2 protein-coding genes are annotated in these 1,294 nt (G+C 59.5%); both read left to right on the top strand.

Features of this window, described 5'->3' with window-relative positions:
* Positions 1–365: 365 nt before the first annotated feature.
* Complete coding sequence (locus AB4Z27_RS29035; RefSeq protein ID WP_441591577.1) at positions 366–878, top strand: RNase A-like domain-containing protein; 513 nt, start codon at positions 366–368, stop codon at positions 876–878.
* A complete protein-coding gene (locus AB4Z27_RS29030; protein WP_177219848.1) occupies positions 814–1,101 on the top strand; it encodes a contact-dependent growth inhibition system immunity protein in 288 nt (95 codons plus the stop codon). The genes AB4Z27_RS29035 and AB4Z27_RS29030 overlap by 65 nt, the downstream gene beginning before the upstream one ends.
* Positions 1,102–1,294 lie beyond the last annotated feature (193 nt).

Genomic DNA, 1,294 nt, shown 5'->3' with positions numbered 1-1,294 from the left:
CCTCAAGGGCGTGGCCCCACCCCACGTCACCCTGAACCAGATCTTCGCCGGCATGCTGCCGTTCATGGCGATCCAGATCCTGGCGTTGGCGCTGCTCTATATCTTCCCGGGGATTGGTCTGTGGCTGCCGCAGGTGTTGTATCGGTAGGTACGGCGGCGACGCCGCAAACGGCGCCCAAGTGGCAGTTCCCTGCCACGAGGTTTGCTCCCTCTCCCCCCAGTGGGAGAGGGGAGACAACCGGCGCCCGCTCCATCGTGGGTGGCCATCTCGCAATTTCCTTGTTCCCGCCTGACGTTGCGTCATCTCAATCCCCCACATACGGTAGAACGGTAGGGTCTGGCCTCTCCTTTATCGAGATTCGCCGATGACGCAAGAAGACGAGATAGATGGCCTACGCATTGTCATGAGCGCGGAGCAACTAGAGGCGCTGCTGGCGGGAGAGCCGCTCCGCATGGGCCAGCAAGGTGGCCATACGTTGCGCGAACATGTCGGCCACACGGAAGCGCAATTGTGGGAAAGGCTTTCGCAAGAACCCAGGTTGCGAGCGGCATCGTCATTTTTGGATTGCGACACGGCGGAGTTGGCCATCACCGCGGCCGTGCATGCGAACAGGCGCCGGATAGCGAAATGGGCAGAAGGCTATGGCGCGACGCGATTCGCACTAGAGCAAACCACGGCCAGATCCACTGGCAAGGTCGCCTCCCGGAAAACCGGGACAACGCACGATGGGAACAAACTCGCTGTCGTGCTGTGCCGCGAGCCCTATAACGGCATGCCGTATTTCATCCTGACCGCATATCCGATTGTCGACCATGAGCAAAACCCGGTATCCCGATTTATGGCAGTTGCTAGGCGCTTACTTCAACCAGGATTTTGATCTGTTCGGAAACAGCATCGAAGACCTGACGGATCTGTACATTTTCGAGTCGGACGGGGCGACACGAAGGCGGGTGCTCCGCGACATCGAGACATTCAGGTCGAAGCACGCGGGAGACTTCGAGGAAGCCTATCGCAGGGAGTTTCGTGAAGAAATCGACTGGGGAATCAGCCACGAGGCGTTCCTCGGCAAAGTCGAGCGTCTCATTCACGATAGCCTATAAAAAAGGGCGCCTTGCGGCGCCCTTCTTCATTCCAACCCGAACCCTCAGGCTGCCAGCCGCTTGGCCAGCTTGTCCTTCGTTTCCACCAAATCCTGCGGCAGGTTGTGCTGCAGCTGGGTGAACAGTTCGTCGTGCAGCGCCAGTTCCTGCTGCCAGGCGGCGTGGTCGATCGAGGTGACTTGCTGGAATTGCG

The sequence above is a fragment of the Cupriavidus sp. KB_39 genome (assembly GCF_052114485.1).
Classification (GTDB): Bacteria; Pseudomonadota; Gammaproteobacteria; order Burkholderiales; family Burkholderiaceae; genus Cupriavidus.
Note: the sequence above shows the minus strand (reverse complement) of the source record. Positions and strands in the feature narration are given on the sequence as shown.

What these genes read in the sequence shown, in the direction of transcription:
- AB4Z27_RS29035 (WP_441591577.1), top strand. Translation starts at nt 366, where the DNA reads ATGACGCAAGAAGACGAGATAGATGGCCTACGCATTGTCATGAGCGCG.
- AB4Z27_RS29030 (WP_177219848.1), top strand. Translation starts at nt 814, where the DNA reads ATGAGCAAAACCCGGTATCCCGATTTATGGCAGTTGCTAGGCGCTTAC.